The sequence below is a fragment of the Dyella sp. 2RAB6 genome, from assembly GCF_052115385.1.
Taxonomy (GTDB): domain Bacteria; phylum Pseudomonadota; class Gammaproteobacteria; order Xanthomonadales; family Rhodanobacteraceae; genus Dyella_D.
Genome location: NZ_JBFRGP010000006.1, coordinates 127,887 through 142,430 on the forward strand (window position 1 = coordinate 127,887; position 14,544 = coordinate 142,430).

Consider the following 14,544-nt stretch of genomic DNA (forward strand, 5'->3'; position numbering starts at 1 on the left):
GCCTCCGTCATCCGGTCAGTGACAGAAAGATAGCGCGAGCAGCCGCTCCAGCGTGCCGAGCCGGCGCGCGCGCTCGATCCACCAGCGCAGCGCGGCGCCGTCCTCGCCGGTGCGCCAGGCCAGGTAGAAGGTTTCGGCCGGCTTGGGTTCCTCCACCGCCTTCACGATCAGCTCGCCGCTCTGGATGGCGGGGCGCGCATACGGTTCGGGCAGGAAGCCGAAGCCCAGCCCGGCGCGCTGGAAGTCAAGCTTGCTGCGGATATCCGGCACGGTCATCGCGTCCTGCCCGTAGGCCAGGCCGACCGTGCGCGAGACCAGCTTGCGCGCGCTGTCGGCGACCGCGATGGCGCGGTATTGCTGCAGATCGAGCCGGCCCAGCGGCCGCTCGATCGCCGCCAGCGGATGCTCCGGCGCCACCGCGAACACGAACGGCAGCGAACCCATCGGCTCGGCCACGTAGCCGCCGCCGGAGGGGCCTTCGCCGGCCGCGCCGATGAGCAGGTCCGCACGGCGCTCCAGCAGTGCCTCCCAGGTGCCGGACAAGGCTTCCTGTCCCACCCGCAGGCGCGTGCGGTCGGCTACCGCGCAGAACGCCTCGATGTCCTCGCGCAGCGCGATGGGGGCGAACATCGAGTCGATCTCGATGGCGAATTCGGTTTCCCAGCCGGACGCCACGCGGCGCACGCGCGCTTCCAGGTCCTGCGCGGCGCGCAATAGATGGCGGCCTTCCTTCAGCAGCACGGTGCCGGCCTGGGTCAGGTCGGCGCGCGGGCCGGCGCGCTCGAACAGCTGCACGCCCAGTTCCTCCTCCAGCTTGGCCACCGTGTAGGAGATGGTGGAGGGCACTTTGTGCAGCTCCTTGCCGGCCGCGGCGAAGGAGCCGCGGCGGTCGATGGCGTCCAGGATCTGCAGGGCGTCGAGGCTCAGGCGCAACATTCGAATTTCTCGATGATAGGCCGGCAATCTATTCGCTTTTGGCTGCCGGGCAGGGCGCCCATACTCTCTCCATCAGGGCGCGATGACAAGCAAAACCGGGGCCTGTAGGTCGTTCTAGACCGGGCCGGCGAGTCATCGAATCCATTGCACATCACTACGGAGGCATCCCATGTTGGAAGTCCGCAAGAGCCAGGAACGCGGCCACGCCGAGCACGGCTGGCTGTCTTCCCGCCACAGCTTCTCCTTCGCCGAGTACCACGACCCGCGCCACATGGGCTTCGGCCCGCTGCGCGTGATCAACGAGGACCGCGTGACCGGCGGCCAGGGTTTCGGCACGCACGGCCACCAGAACATGGAGATCATTTCCTATGTCCTGGGCGGCGCGCTGGAGCACAAGGACAGCCTGGGCACCGGCTCGGTGCTGCGCTACGGCGACGTGCAGCGCATGAGCGCCGGCACCGGCGTGCGCCACAGCGAGTTCAACCACGACGCCGAGGAGCCGGTGCACTTCCTGCAGATCTGGATCATGCCGCAGCGCCAGGGCGTCGAACCCAGCTACGAGGAAAAGCATTTCGACGAGGCCTCCAAGCGCGGCCAGCTGCGCCTGATCGTCTCGCCCGACGGCCGCGACGGCTCGCTGCGCATGAACCAGGACGCGTATCTGTACGCCTCGATCCTGTCGGCCGGCGACAAGCTCAGTCGTGAGCTCGCCCCGGGCCGCCTCGGCTATGTGCACGTGGCGCGCGGCAGCCTCAGCGTCAACGGCACCGCGCTGAATGCGGGCGATGCGCTGAAGCTCGCCGATACCGCGTCGATCGAGCTCGAAGGCAGCGGCGACGCCGAAGTGCTGGTGTTCGACCTGCCGCGCTGAGCGCCAGCGCCTCCCCGTTTCCCGCCGCTTCCGCAGGCGGGACTTTCCGACCCTTCGCTCCGCATTGAGGAATCCGCCATGTCACAGCCAAAGACCGTTTCCGACGTCAGCCACGGCCGCCGTGCCCTGCTCGGCCAGGCCGCGCTCGCCACCACCGCGGCGATCGCGATGCCCGCACTGGCCGCAGCCGCCGAAGCTTCCAAGGGTGGCGCCGCCAGCCACGCCGGCAAGACCCCCGGTTCGCGTTTCGTCACCAAGGACGGCACCGAGATCTTCTACAAGGATTGGGGCAACGGGCAGCCGGTGCTGTTCTCGCATGGCTGGCCGCTCAGCGCCGACGCCTGGGACGGGCAGATGCTGTTCCTGGGCCAGCACGGCTACCGCGTGATCGCGCATGATCGCCGCAGCCACGGCCGCTCTGCGCAGACCTGGGACGGCAATCACATGGATCGCTACGCCGACGATCTGGCGGAGCTGATCGAGAAGCTTGATCTGCACGACATCGTGCTGGTCGGCCACTCCACCGGCGGCGGCGAGATCGCCCACTACGTCGGCCGCCATGGCACCAAGCGCGTGGCCAAGATGGTGCTGATCGGCGCGGTGCCGCCGATCATGCTCAAGACCGCCAGCCATCCCAACGGCCTGCCGCTGGAAGTGTTCGACGGCATCCGCAAGGGCGTGTCCGATGACCGCTCGCAGTTCTACAAGGATCTGACCCTGCCGTTCTACGGCTACAACCGCGCTGGCGCGAAGATCTCCGAGGGTGCGCGCGAATCGTTCTGGCTGCAGGGGATGATGGGCGGCATCAAGGGCCAGTACGACTGCATCAAGGAATTCTCGGAAGTCGACTACACCGAGGACCTGAAGAAGATCGACGTGCCCACCCTGGTCATCCATGGCGACGACGATCAGATCGTGCCCATCGACGGCTCCGCGCGCCTCACCGCCAAGCTGGTCAAGCACGCCACGCTCAAGGTGTATCCGGGCGCGCCGCACGGCCTGGCCACCACGCACCAGGATCAGCTCAACAACGACCTGCTGGCTTTCATCAAGAGCTGAGGAACGACCATGTCCATTACCGCCAGACCCACCCCCGGCAAGCTGCTGCTGACGCCCACCGATCATGCGTTGATCATGATCGACTTCCAGTCGCAGATGGCCTTCGCCACCCATTCCATCGACGCGGTCAACCTGCGCAACAACGCCGGCCTGGTGGCCAAGGCCGCGGCCAGCTTCAAGGTGCCGGTCATTCTCACCACGGTGGCGGAGAAGAGTTTTTCCGGCCCGATGTTCAGCGAAGTCACCGAGCCCTTTCCGGGCCAGGCGCTGCTCGACCGCACGTCGATGAATACCTGGGAAGACGCAGCCGTGATCGCCCGGGTCAACGAGATCGGCAAGAGCCGCATCGTGCTGGCCGGGCTGTGGACTTCCGTGTGCATCGTCGGCCCGGCGCTGTCGGCGCTCGACCAGGGCTTCGAGGTGTATGTGGTCGCCGATGCCTGCGGCGATGTCTCGACCGAAGCGCATAACCGCGCGATGGACCGCATGGTGCAGGCCGGCGCCCGCCCGATCACCTCGCTGCAATACCTGCTGGAACTGCAGCGCGACTGGGCGCGCGGCGAGACCTACGACAGCACCACCGGCATCGCCAAGAGCAATGGCGGCTCGTACGGCCTGGGCGTGATCTATGCCAAGACCATGTTTGGAGCGCACGAGGGCTGAGCCTCAGTACCCAAGCGTGAACCCTTCCCCCTTCGGGGGAAGGTGGCGGCAGCCGGATGAGGGTACGGCCGGAGCGAAGCACATCACCCTTGCGCTCCGCCCGTACCCTCACCCCAACCCCTCTCCCGGAGGGAGAGGGGCTCTAAACCTCACACTGAGGAAACACCGATGAAGCCCTACATCCTTTCCCTCGCCGCCGGCCTGCTGGTGGGCATCGTCTACGCCCTGCTCAAGGTGCGCTCGCCGGCACCGCCGGTGATCGCCTTGATCGGCCTGCTGGGCATCCTGGTGGGTGAGCAGATCCCGCCACTGGTCAAGCAGCTGCTGCATCGCGACAGCACGCAGACCACCTGGCTGCGCGGACAAGTACGCCCGCACGTGTTCGGCCAGCTGCCGCAAGGCCCGCACACTTCGCACGACACCGGCGCCACGGAACCGAAAGCATGAACGCCGCCGCGAAGACCCCCGAGCTGATCCTGCACCACGGCCTGATCACCACGCTGGACCGCACCCGCCCCACCGCCAGCGCGGTGGCGATTGCCGACGGCCGCTTTGTCGCGGTCGGCGGCGACGCCGAGGTGATGGCGCTGGCCGGTCCGGCCACGCGGGTGATCGACCTGCACGGTCGCCGCGTGTTGCCTGGCCTGATCGACAACCACCTGCACATCATCCGCGGCGGCCTGAACTACAACCTGGAGCTGCGCTGGGACGGCGTGCGCTCGCTGGCCGATGCGATGGCGATGCTCAAGGCACAGGTCGCCATCACGCCGCCGCCGCAGTGGGTACGCGTGGTCGGCGGTTTCACCGAACACCAGTTCGCCGAGAAGCGCCTGCCGACCATCGACGAACTCAATGCGGTGGCGCCGGATACACCGGTATTCCTGCTGCATCTGTACGACCGCGCCTTGCTCAACGCCGCCGCGCTGCGCGCTGTCGGCTACACGCGCGATACGCCGGAGCCGCCGGGCGGCCAGATGGTGCGCGACAGCGACGGCAACCCCACCGGCCTGCTGCTGGCCAAGCCGAATGCGGCGATCCTCTATGCCACGCTGGGCAAGGGCCCGAAGCTGCCGCTCGACTACCAGCTCAATTCCACGCGCCACTTCATGCGCGAGTTGAATCGACTGGGCGTCACCGGCGCCATCGATGCCGGCGGCGGTTCGCAGAACTACCCTGACGACTATGCGGTGATCCAGCAGCTGGCCGACGATGGACAGCTCACCATTCGCCTGGCGTACAACCTGTTCACGCAGAAGCCCAAGGCGGAGAAGGACGACTTCCTCAACTGGACGCGCACGTCCAGGTACAAGCAGGGCGACGATTACTTCCGCCATAACGGCGCCGGCGAAATGCTGGTGTTCTCCGCGGCGGATTTCGAAGATTTCCGCCAGCCGCGTCCGGACATGCCGCCCGAGATGGAAGGTGACCTGGAAGGCGTGGTGCGCATCCTGGCGGAGAACCGCTGGCCATGGCGCATGCACGCCACCTATGACGAGACCATCAGCCGCGCGCTGGACGTGTTCGAGCGAGTCAACCAGGATCTTCCGCTGCAAGGCCTGAACTGGTTCTTCGATCACGCCGAAACCATTTCCGACGAATCGATCGACCGCATCGCGGCGCTGGGCGGTGGCATCGCCGTGCAGCACCGCATGGCTTACCAAGGCGAATACTTCGTCGAGCGCTATGGCCCTGGCGCCGCCGAAGCCACACCGCCGGTGGCGCGCATGCTGGAGAAGGGCGTGCGCGTTTCCGCCGGCACCGATGCCACCCGCGTGGCCTCGTACAACCCATGGGTATCGCTGGCGTGGCTGATCACCGGCCGCACCGTGGGTGGCCTGCGCCTGTATCCGCAGCGCAACTGCCTGGATCGCGAAACCGCGCTGCGCATGTGGACCGAGTACGTCACCTGGTTCTCCAACGAGGAAGGCAAGAAGGGCCATATCCAGGTCGGCCAGCTGGCGGACCTGATCGTGCCGGACCGCGATTTCTTTGCCTGCGCGGAAAGCGAACTGGCTGACATCACCTCGGAACTAACCATGGTCGGCGGCAAGGTCGTCTATGGCGCCGGCCGCTTTACCGAGCTGGATGAAGCAGCGATTCCGGTGGCGATGCCGGACTGGTCGCCGGTGAACCGCTACGGCGGCTACGGCGCGTGGGCGGATCGAGCGCAAGCCCGCGTGGCCGCACCGGCGGCCTGCGGCTGTTCGCACGCTTGCGGCGTCCACGGGCATGACCACGCCACCGCCTGGTCCAGCCGCTTGCCGATTGCCGACCTGAAATCGTTCTGGGGCGCGCTGGGTTGCGCGTGCTGGGCGCTATGAACGCGGCACCCTTCACTGGCTGGAAAGTCGCGCACGCGATCGCGTTGCTGCTGCTGTGCGCCGCCTATCTGCAGGGCGGCATCGACAAGGCGCTGGACTTCACGGGTGCCCAGGCCGAGATGACGCACTTCGGTTTGTCGCCGCCGGCCTTGTTCGCGGCCTTGGTGATCGCGCTGGAACTGGGCGCGTCGCTGGCCATCCTCAGCGGCGTGCTGCGCTGGGCTGGTGCACTGGCGCTGGCGGTGTTCACGCTCGGCGCGACCTTCCTCGCCGCACGTTTCTGGGAACTGCCGCCAGCGCAGCGCATGCCGGCGGCCAACACGTTTTTCGAACACCTGGGCCTGGCCGGCGGCTTCCTGCTGGTGGCCTGGCACGATTGGCGCGAACGCCGCGCCGCCCGCTGACCGCATCATCGACACAAGGAGTTCTTCTCATGCACAAGGCTTCTCTTTTCTCTGTGCTCGCCCTGTCGCTGGGCCTGCTGGCCGCGCCGGCCGGTGCCCGCGAAACCACGTTGCCATCCGTGGCGGTGGCGCCGCAGTACGACACCACCCACGTGTACGTCGACCCCGCCGATGTCGATCGCTTCGTGCAGAGCTTCACCGCCACCTTCGGCGGGCAGAGCACCAGGCAGGTAGTGGTGCAGGTGACGCCCACGCCCAGCCAGACCAGCTCGCAGTTGCTGCAGACGCCGGCCGGCACGGTGTCGCTGTTCGGCTTCCGCACGCCGATCCCGTATCCGTTCGGCGCGGAGCGCACGGGTTATCTGGTGAAGGACATGGATGTGGCGATCCGTGCCGCGCGCGCGGCAGGCGCCGACGTGCTGGTGGCGCCGTTTCCCGATCCGATCGGCCGCGACGCCGTCATCCAGTGGCCCGGCGGCGTGAACATGCAGCTGTATTGGCATACCACTGCGCCGGATTACAAGGCGTTCGGCACGGTGCCGGAGAATCGCGTGTATGTCTCGCCGGATCGCGCCGATGCGTTCGTGCATGCCTTCCTGGCGTTCTCGCACGGCAAGCTGGTGTCCGACGACAAGCAGGCGCCCGGTGTGGAGATCGGCCGCGCCAGCGATCACTTCCGCCGCATCCGTATCGAATCGGACTTCGGCAAGATGTCCGTGCAGGTCACCGACGGCCTGTTGCCCTGGCCCTATGGCCGCGAGATGAGCGGTTATGAAGTGGCCGATCTGGCCGCCACGCTGGCCAAGGCGACGGCCAGCGGCGCGAAGGTGGTGGTCGAGCCGTACGAGGCCGGTGGGCGGCGGATCGCGATGGTGTCGTTCCCGGGCGGCTATGTCGCCGAGATCCACGCGTCGTCCAAGGGCGGTTGAGCATGCGTCGGCGGCTGCTGGCGGTTGCGCTGTTCGCATACGCCAGCACCGTTGCCGCGCAGGAGGCCGGACGGCCGGCCTTCGCCTCGAACCGCTGGCAGGAGGACTGGTCGGCGCTGGCCGATCCGGCACGGCGCACCGAACCGGGCGACGGGCTGAAGTACATCGCGCTGGATGAAGGCGATGCGGCCAGCTATCTCTCGCTCGGCGCCAACCTGCGCGAGCGTTTCGAGCGCAACGATGCAGCCGGTTTCGGCGCGAGCGGTGCACGTGCCGATGGCTATGTGATCCAGCGTGCGCAGGTCCATGCGGACCTGCGCATCGGCAGCCACTGGCAGGCGTTCGTGCAACTGGAGGATGCGCGCGCCTATGGCAAGCGCAACCCCATGCCCACGGATCGCAACCCGCTCGACGTGCGGCTGGCCTTTATCGCCTACGTGCACAGCTTCGACACGGGCACCTTCAAGGCCCGTGCCGGACGGCAGGAATTCGCCTTCGACCTGCAGCGCTTCGTCTCGCTGCGCGATGGCCCGAATGTGCGGCAGGCCTTCGATGCGGTGTGGGCGGATTGGGAAACCGGGCGCTGGCGCTTCATCGGTTTGCTCAGCCAGCCGGTGCAGTACAAGGACGACGCGCATTTCGACGATACGTCCAACCGGCACGTGCGCTTTCATCTGCTGCGGGTCGAGCGGCTGATCGATGGCAAGCACGAGCTGTCTGCCTATGCGGCGCTGTACCGGCGCGACAACACGCGTTTTATCGACGCCGCTGGACGCGAATCGCGCCAGGTGTTCGACACACGCTACGCCGGCAACGCGAACGGTCTGGATTGGGATCTGGAAGCGATGGCGCAGCGCGGTTCGGTCGGCGGCAAACGCATCCGTGCATGGGCCATCGGCACGCGCGGCGGCTATACCTTCGCGCAGCTGCCGTGGACACCGCGCTTCGGCCTGCAACTGGATGCCGCCTCCGGCGACAAGCGCCGTGGCGACGGCACGCTGGGCACCTTCAATCCGCTGTTCCCCAATGGCTATTACGTCACCTTGGCCGGGTATACCGGCTATGCCAACTTCATCCACCTGAAGCCGTCGATCAGCGTGAAACCCCTGACCGGCCTGTCACTGACTGCCGCCGTCGGTCTGCAATGGCGCCAGACCACCGGCGATGCGGTGTACACGCAGCCGAACCTGGCGGTGCCGAATACGGCGGGCCATGGCGGCCGCCGCAGCGGCAGCTATGGCCAGCTGCGCGCCGATTACGCCGTCAATCGCCATGTGGCGACGGCGTTGGAGCTGGTGCGTTTCGAGGTGAGCGACGCGCTTCGCCGCGCAGGCGGCCGCGACAGCGACTATCTTGGCGCCGAGCTCAAGTTCACCTGGTAACCCGTCACCGCACCCCCAGGAACCTCATGAAACTCACCGTCCCCACCCTGCTGAGCTTCGCCGCCGGCTACACCGACACCGCCGGCTACCTGGCCATGCATGGCCTGTTCACCGCGCACGTCACCGGCAACTTCGTCACCATCGGCGCAGCCCTGGTGATGGGTGCGACCGGCATCGTCACCAAACTGCTGGCGCTGCCGACGTTCTGCGTGGCGGTGATCCTGGCGCGGCTGCTGCGCTACCGGCTGATTGCCGCCGGCAAGCCGGTGTTCCGCACCTTGCTGGCGATCCAGCTCGCCCTGCTGGTGCTGGGTGGCGGGGTGGCGATCTGGCATGGCCATTTCGAACATGGCGATGCGCCGGCGGCAATGTTCGCCGGCCTGGTGCTGGTGGCTGGCATGGCGGTGCAGAACGCGGTGCAGCGCGTGCATCTGGGCAGCGCGCCGCCGACCACCATGATGACCGGCACCACCACGCAGTTGATGCTCGATGTGGGTGACTTGCTGCATGGCGTGCCGGACGAGCAGCGTGCGGCCGCGCGTGGGCGGATGGCACGGATGGGTGGGGCGGTGCTTACATTCGCCGCGGGCTGTGCGATGGCCGCGTTGTTGTATCGCTACGTGGGCATGTGGTGTTTTGCGCTGCCGCCGGTGTTGGTGTTGGCGGCGTTGTGTCATGGCGATACGGCGGGCGATGCCTGAGCGCCTGTCATCGCACCACACATGCCATCGACGCAGGTTGGGGTGAGCCGCAGGCGAACCCCAACGTGTGCGACGGCCATGCGCACCGCAGCGTTGGGGTTCGCCTGCGGCTCACCCCAACCTACGCCTGCGTCATTCTTCCACGGGGACCAGCACGCCGCGCTTCAGCGTTCCCAATGCCACGCGCGTCTGGAACCGCCGCACGTTGGCGTTCTCCGCCACCAGCTTCTGCATCAGCGCGTCGTAGTCCTCAACATCGCGCGCGCTGACCACCAGCACGTAGTCACCTTCGCCGGTGACGTACCACGCCTCTTGAACCGCCGGTTCCAGCGCGATCCATTGCTTCAGGCTGGCCAGCAGTTCCGGTCGCTCGCGCTCCACTTCCACGTCGACGATCAACGTGAGCGGACGCCCTGCGCGCTTGGCGTCGACGATCGCCACTTCGGCCACGATCACGGCTTCCTCGCGCAAGCGTGCGATGCGTCGCTGCACGGCTGACGCGGACAGGCCGATCTCCGCGCCAATCAGCTCGGCCGAGCGGCGCGCATCGATCTGCAGGATGGCCAGGATGCGGCGGTCGAACTTATCCAGTGCGGTGGGCATGGCCGCGTCACCTCGTCGAAGATCAGGGAGAAAACCCGCCGCTCTCGCAGCGGACGCGGCCCCGCCGCGCGGCGCCACCCTAGCATGGTCAGCCTTCGTCACCGAAGTGAGCGCATCGCATGGCCACCCCGCTGGATCTGGACGGAGTCTTCGCTGCCCCGTCGCTGATCGACCCCGTCTTCCTGCGCACGCCGATGCGTGTCAGCCCTGCACTCGACACGGCGCTCGGTTGCCGGTTGCTCGCCAAGGACGAAACCGATAATCCGATAGGCTCGTTCAAGGGGCGCGGTACCGAGCTGTTCGTCGCTACCGCCTTGCATCCCGGGGAGGCCGTTGTGTCCGCTTCGGCCGGCAATTTCGGGCAAGGGCTGGCGCGTGCTGCCACACGCCGTGGCCATGCCTGCACGGTGTTCGCCGCGGAAGCCGCCAACCCGGCGAAGCTCGATGCGATGCGCGCGCTGGGTGCGGATGTACGTCTTGCGGGTGCGGACTTCGATGCGGCAAAAGCGGCGGCGCGCCGGTATGCGGAGGAAATGAAGTTGCGCTTCGTCGAGGATGGCGCCGAGCCCGCGATTGCCCAGGGCGCCGGCACCATCGCGCTGGAACTGCTCGCCGAGGCCGCGCCGGAGGTGGTGCTGGTGCCGCTGGGCAACGGTGCGCTGCTCGAAGGCATTGGCTCGGTGCTGCGCGCACGCTTGCCTTCCGCCGAGATCGTGGCGGTGGTGGCGGCGGGCGCGCCGTCGATGAAGCTGTCGCTGGAAGCTGGGCGCGCCATCGAAACCGAACGCGCGGATACCATCGCCGACGGCATCGCGGTGCGCGTGCCGATCGCTTCGCGCCTGGCGCAGTTGCGCCGCTGCTGCGACCGCATCGTTGCGGTGGACGAAGCACAGCTGATGCGTGCGATGCGCCTGCTGCATCGTCATCTGGGCATGGTGGTCGAGCCGGCGGGCGCCGCTGGCGTGGCGGCCATCCTTGCCGAGCCGAAGCGCTATACCGGCCGCCTTGTCGCCACGGTGCTGTGCGGCAAGAACATCCATCCCTCGCTACGCCAACCACTGCTCGCCGACTGACTTATGAAACTTCTCTATCAGACGCACTCTCCCTACGCGCGCAAGGTTCTCGTCGCCGCCCACGAGATCGGCCTGGCATCGCGCCTTGAAGTGATTCATCACGAAACCAGTCCCACGCGACGCAACGAGGCGGTGTATGCGGTGAATCCGCTGGGCAAGGTGCCGGTGCTGCTGCGCGACGATGGCAGCGTGCTGTTCGATTCCAACGTGATCTGCGAGTACCTCGATGGCCTGCACGACGGGCCGAAGTTGATTCCCGCGCAGGCCACGGCGCACTACGGCGTTCTGCTTATTCAGGCCTTGGCGCAGGGCATTTCCGATGCAGGCATCGCGGCGCGTTGGGATATCGAGCGCAGGCCGGAAGCCTTGCGCTGGCCCGTGCTGGTCGAGGCCTATCGCGAGAAGATCGCCGCGACCTGCGATTACCTGGAGCGTGAGTTCGACGTCGATGCTGTCGATCTCGGCGCCATCGCATTGGCCACTGCGCTGAGCTGGATCGAATTCCGCGAGGTGTACGACTTTCGAGTCAGGCGCCCGCGCCTGGCTGCCTGGTACGAACGCTTCGCGCAACGGCCTTCGATGCGCGCCACCGCATTGAGCGGCGCGACACACGACTGACTGGAGCCCATCCATGACCTCAGATTCCCGCAAGCCTTCGCTATGGACAGCGCTGCTGTTCCTGCATGGCTACATCGTCGATCCGCAGCTGGCGCAGGGCCTGGTGGCCGAGGAAGCCACCGAACCGACCGATGCCGCGCCGGTCACCACCGGTGAAGCCATGCGTCATCTGCTCGAGCACGGTCGCAAGCTTTCGCTGCGCCTTTGTCAGGGTATCGGCAGCGGTCTGGTGCATCTGCAATAGCGCTTGATCGACACGCGAATCGCCACCGCTTCTGTGCGACACTCGGCGCCTTCCATCAGCGGCGTAAAGGGGGCGGCGCGATGCAATTCTTTGCTTTGGACCATTTCGCGGGGCACGTGGGCGAGACCTTCACGGTCGCCCTGGATCACGACGGCAACGCGCCGTTCGCACTGATGGAGGCGCGGCCCTTGCCGGTGCAGGAATACCAGGGGATGGTGCGTTCGCCGTTCTCGCTGCTGTTCCGCCACGAGGCGGCGATCGTGTTTCCGCAGAAGATCTATCAGATGAAGCACGCCAGCATCGGCGAGTTCGGCATCTTCCTGGTGCCGATCGCACGCGACCGCACCGGCTTTATCTACCAGGCGCTGTTCAACTGAGCTCGATCGCGGCGGCCATCCAGCGCATGCGCAGATGGCTGCCGATGTCTTCCTCGAGAGCGAAGCCCATGCGCTCGTAGAGCCGGCGCGCGCCGCTGTTGCGGTGCTCGACATGGAGCACGACGCTGGGCAGGCCGCCATGCTGCGCGGCTTGCTGCACCAGCCTCAAGAGTGCCGATCCGATACCGCGGCCTCGCGTTGCGGACAGCAGCGCGATGTCGATGACGTTGGCTTCGTGCTCGTTGCAATAAACGTACAGGCGGCCGATCGGCTCGCCGCCATCCTCGATCACCAGGTAATCCGCCGGCTGGTAGTGCGCGGTGTAGTGCTGGTGCTGCAGCACGAATTGACTGTCGAGAAAGGACTGGCGCACGGCGTCGGGCCATGGCGTGAACGCGAGTTCGGCGGCGCGGATGTCGGCGTAGAGGAGGCGGAAGAACGGCAGGTCGTCGTTGCGTGCCTCGCGCCAGCTCAGGCCTGGCGGAAGGTCCTTCCCTGTTGCGGGCAGCCAGGCTGCCCGCAACGAGGGAAAGGTCAGTGCATGGGCCGTGCTCACGGACGCTGCGGGAAGACACCCGACAGGCAGATGCAGAAGTTCAGTGTGAGGTAGGGCTGCTGGTTTTCGTGTGCCACGCCGCCACCGGCAACGCCGATCGTACCGATGGGGAAGGTCGAGTTGACAGTATTGGTGGTGGTGAACGGCGTCACCGTATCCGGCACGGTAAGGGCATAGTTAGCCGCCGGCGTGCCTTGCCGCTTGCTGGGATCGGTCTGGTTGTAGATGCGTGCGCCGTGGGTATGCGACGGCATCTCGTTCGACAGCAGCGTGACGCTGTCCGAGCCGAAGGTTTCGCCCATGACACGCGGCGTCAGTCCGGGCCCGCTGCCCTGGCCGCAGGCGATGTTGCCGATGTAGTTCGGCAACTGGTAGTTGGACGTGCCATTGCCGCCGAAAGTGGTGCCCAGCAGGGAGAAAAGAGCCGTATTTTGTTGAATAGGCATCAACTGTCCCGAGCATGCGGCCCAGTTGTAAGGCGCAAAATTAAAAGCGTAGATCTGGATCTCGCCAGTGAAGGGATCGCTCATGATGTGGGTCCTTGTAATCGATCGATGAGCGTCAGCCCTGCGACGGGAAGACGCCAGCCCATGCGATGCAGAAACGAGCGACCAGCGAAGGCATGGTGTTGTCGTGGGGCTGGTTGCCGACGGTGGAGCTGACGGCGGTCGATGCCAGGTCGGAGCTGTTGATGCTCGCTGTGCTGGTCGTATAGAGCGTGTTTCCGCTCACCGCACCCAGCTGGAGATTCGCTGCCGGCGTATTGGCGCTCCCGGTCGAATCCACGGCGTTGAAGGCGTGGGTGTGGGCCGGCATCTGGCTGGAAATCAGGGTGACCTCCTCGGTGCCGGCCAGTTGGCCCAGCACGTAGGTGCCCATGCCCAGTCCGGTGCCTTGGTGGATCGGCACGCGGCCGGACAGGTTGGGCAGGCCGAAGGTGGTCACGCCGTCGCCGCCGTAGGTGGTGCCGAGCAAGGTGTAGAGGACTTCATACTCCGCGATCGAAAGCAGACTGCCGTTGCAGTCGAACCAGCCGTTCGGCGCGAAGTTGTAGGGAAACAGACGGATCTCGCCAACATAAGGTTGAGACATGACAGACGCTCCGGTCAGCTGCGCGAGGGATAGATGCCATTGAGCGCGATGCAGAAATTCAGCACCAGGTATGGCTGCAGGTTGGGATGCGGGAGCGTCTGACCCGCGTTGTCGAGCACGTTGATCGGAATCTGCGTGCCGCCGGAACTGCCATACATCTTGAGCGCGCCCGAGCCGGAAAACACGCCATTGGTGGGAATGCGCGCGGCGCCGGCGGCCGTGTTCGCGTTGAAGGTGTGGTTGTGCTGCGGCAGGTTGTTGGTCAGCAGCGTGACGTTCTCGACGCCGCCGGTCTGGCCGATGTCCTGGCCATTGTTGGAACCCAGCGGCGTGCGGCTGCGCAGATCGGGAAGCTGGAAATTCGTGGTGCCGTTGCCGCCGTAATACGTGCCTAGCAGCGAAAACAGTGCCTGGTTTTGCGCGATAGGCAGCAGCTGTCCATTGCAGAAAGCAAATCCCTTGGGCGCGAAATTGAACGCCACGGGCATTACCTGCCCGAGAAAGGGTTGTGACATGAGTTATTCCCCCCTTGGTTGTGCCGGCGAAAAGATCCCCTGGCCGGATCGCTTAACTTTTGCGCATGATCCGGCATCTTGACAAGCACTTCGTGACGCAGCTCACAATATCGGGGTGCTTGCCCAAGGAGGGTAAGCACTTAGGGGAAGGTGCAGGACCGCCAGGCAAGGCTGACAGCTGTCCGGCGGAGGGGGGTCCG

Annotated in this window: 19 protein-coding genes; 13 read left to right on the plus strand and 6 right to left on the minus strand. The window is 66.2% G+C overall.

Going from position 1 to position 14,544, the window contains the following annotated elements; all coding sequences use genetic code 11:
- Positions 1–15 precede the first annotated feature (15 nt).
- A complete protein-coding gene (locus AB4083_RS11715; protein ID WP_441607985.1) occupies positions 16–936 on the minus strand; it encodes a LysR substrate-binding domain-containing protein in 921 nt (306 codons plus the stop codon).
- A gap of 169 nt (positions 937–1,105) precedes the next feature.
- On the opposite strand from AB4083_RS11715, the gene AB4083_RS11720 reads away from it, so the two are divergent.
- The 9 genes from AB4083_RS11720 (at position 1,106) to AB4083_RS11760 (ending at position 9,266) form a co-directional block, all read left to right on the plus strand.
- Positions 1,106–1,807, plus strand: coding sequence for a pirin family protein (locus AB4083_RS11720; protein WP_441607986.1), 702 nt, complete (start codon positions 1,106–1,108; stop codon positions 1,805–1,807).
- Between the two features lie 78 nt (positions 1,808–1,885).
- Complete coding sequence (locus AB4083_RS11725) at positions 1,886–2,866, plus strand: alpha/beta fold hydrolase (protein WP_441607987.1); 981 nt, start codon at positions 1,886–1,888, stop codon at positions 2,864–2,866.
- A 9-nt stretch (positions 2,867–2,875) separates the two neighbouring features.
- The gene (locus AB4083_RS11730) at positions 2,876–3,529 is read left to right on the plus strand and encodes a hydrolase (RefSeq protein ID WP_441607988.1); all 654 of its coding nucleotides are present in this window, start codon (positions 2,876–2,878) and stop codon (positions 3,527–3,529) included.
- A 168-nt stretch (positions 3,530–3,697) separates the two neighbouring features.
- Entirely contained in the window at positions 3,698–3,976 is a 279-nt protein-coding gene (locus AB4083_RS11735; RefSeq protein WP_441607989.1) for a XapX domain-containing protein, read from the plus strand.
- Positions 3,973–5,850: an amidohydrolase gene (locus tag AB4083_RS11740; RefSeq protein ID WP_441607990.1), complete on the plus strand. Its 1,878-nt coding sequence runs from the start codon at positions 3,973–3,975 to the stop codon at positions 5,848–5,850. Before AB4083_RS11735 ends, AB4083_RS11740 begins: the two co-directional genes overlap by 4 nt.
- Positions 5,847–6,254, plus strand: coding sequence for a DoxX family protein (locus AB4083_RS11745; protein ID WP_441607991.1), 408 nt, complete (start codon positions 5,847–5,849; stop codon positions 6,252–6,254). The genes AB4083_RS11740 and AB4083_RS11745 overlap by 4 nt, the downstream gene beginning before the upstream one ends.
- 29 nt (positions 6,255–6,283) lie before the next feature.
- Entirely contained in the window at positions 6,284–7,183 is a 900-nt protein-coding gene (locus AB4083_RS11750) for a glyoxalase (protein ID WP_441607992.1), read from the plus strand.
- A 2-nt stretch (positions 7,184–7,185) separates the two neighbouring features.
- The gene (locus tag AB4083_RS11755) at positions 7,186–8,565 is read left to right on the plus strand and encodes an alginate export family protein (protein WP_441607993.1); all 1,380 of its coding nucleotides are present in this window, start codon (positions 7,186–7,188) and stop codon (positions 8,563–8,565) included.
- Positions 8,566–8,591: 26 nt separating this feature from the next.
- Complete coding sequence (locus tag AB4083_RS11760) at positions 8,592–9,266, plus strand: YoaK family protein (RefSeq protein WP_441607994.1); 675 nt, start codon at positions 8,592–8,594, stop codon at positions 9,264–9,266.
- Positions 9,267–9,398: 132 nt separating this feature from the next.
- On the opposite strand, the gene AB4083_RS11765 is transcribed toward AB4083_RS11760, so the two are convergent.
- Entirely contained in the window at positions 9,399–9,869 is a 471-nt protein-coding gene (locus tag AB4083_RS11765) for an Lrp/AsnC family transcriptional regulator (protein WP_441607995.1), read from the minus strand.
- 119 nt (positions 9,870–9,988) lie between these two features.
- On the opposite strand from AB4083_RS11765, the gene AB4083_RS11770 reads away from it, so the two are divergent.
- The 4 genes from AB4083_RS11770 to AB4083_RS11785 all read left to right on the plus strand — a co-directional run bounded on the left by AB4083_RS11770 (position 9,989) and on the right by AB4083_RS11785 (position 12,181).
- On the plus strand, positions 9,989–10,942 hold the full coding sequence (locus tag AB4083_RS11770) for a threonine ammonia-lyase (RefSeq protein WP_441607996.1): 954 nt from the start codon (positions 9,989–9,991) through the stop codon (positions 10,940–10,942).
- A 3-nt stretch (positions 10,943–10,945) separates the two neighbouring features.
- Positions 10,946–11,560 (plus strand): glutathione S-transferase family protein, encoded by a 615-nt coding sequence (locus AB4083_RS11775; RefSeq protein WP_441607997.1) that lies wholly within the window; start codon positions 10,946–10,948, stop codon positions 11,558–11,560.
- 13 nt (positions 11,561–11,573) lie between these two features.
- A complete protein-coding gene (locus AB4083_RS11780) occupies positions 11,574–11,804 on the plus strand; it encodes a hypothetical protein (protein ID WP_441607998.1) in 231 nt (76 codons plus the stop codon).
- Positions 11,805–11,884: 80 nt separating this feature from the next.
- The gene (locus AB4083_RS11785) at positions 11,885–12,181 is read left to right on the plus strand and encodes a DUF6916 family protein (protein WP_441607999.1); all 297 of its coding nucleotides are present in this window, start codon (positions 11,885–11,887) and stop codon (positions 12,179–12,181) included.
- On the opposite strand, the gene AB4083_RS11790 is transcribed toward AB4083_RS11785, so the two are convergent.
- From AB4083_RS11790 to AB4083_RS11805, 4 genes are read right to left on the minus strand one after another with little or no spacing between them, the layout of a single operon-like run.
- Complete coding sequence (locus AB4083_RS11790; RefSeq protein WP_441608000.1) at positions 12,174–12,737, minus strand: GNAT family N-acetyltransferase; 564 nt, start codon at positions 12,735–12,737, stop codon at positions 12,174–12,176. The two genes, AB4083_RS11785 and AB4083_RS11790, sit on opposite strands and share 8 nt — an antisense overlap.
- Positions 12,734–13,267, minus strand: a complete 534-nt coding sequence (locus tag AB4083_RS11795; RefSeq protein WP_441608001.1) for a phage tail protein — start codon at positions 13,265–13,267, stop codon at positions 12,734–12,736. The genes AB4083_RS11790 and AB4083_RS11795 overlap by 4 nt, the downstream gene beginning before the upstream one ends.
- 31 nt (positions 13,268–13,298) lie before the next feature.
- A complete protein-coding gene (locus AB4083_RS11800; protein WP_441608002.1) occupies positions 13,299–13,829 on the minus strand; it encodes a phage tail protein in 531 nt (176 codons plus the stop codon).
- A 14-nt stretch (positions 13,830–13,843) separates the two neighbouring features.
- Positions 13,844–14,344: a phage tail protein gene (locus AB4083_RS11805; protein ID WP_441608003.1), complete on the minus strand. Its 501-nt coding sequence runs from the start codon at positions 14,342–14,344 to the stop codon at positions 13,844–13,846.
- Positions 14,345–14,544: the final 200 nt, after the last annotated feature.